This is a genomic window from Stenotrophomonas sp. SrG, from assembly GCF_050031795.1.
GTDB classification, from domain to species: domain Bacteria; phylum Pseudomonadota; class Gammaproteobacteria; order Xanthomonadales; family Xanthomonadaceae; genus Stenotrophomonas; species Stenotrophomonas rhizophila_A.
This window is the reverse complement of record NZ_JBNBBE010001615.1, coordinates 1-232: the sequence shown is the minus strand read 5'-3', so window position 1 is coordinate 232 and position 232 is coordinate 1. Positions and strand designations below refer to the sequence as shown.

General features: G+C 75.0%; 1 pseudogene. It reads left to right on the top strand.

What is annotated here, in order from left to right:
- Nucleotides 1-232, top strand: a pseudogene (locus tag ACQG3P_RS24825) (protease); the annotation flags it as partial.

Genomic DNA, 232 nt, shown 5'->3' with positions numbered 1-232 from the left:
TCCGGCCAGCGGCGCCACCGCGCCCGCCGTAGGGGCCACCCGCAACACCGGCGGCATCGCGGCGTAGTCCCACTTCGGCGCGGCCGAGGACCTGTCCGGTCCGGGCGGCGGCGCTGGCGTCGACGGCAACCCGGGCGGTTACGTATGGCAGGCCCGCTACAACGGCCTGACCACGCCGACCTCCGGTGCCTACAGCTACATTGGCCTGGGCGGCACCTCGATGGCCTCGCCG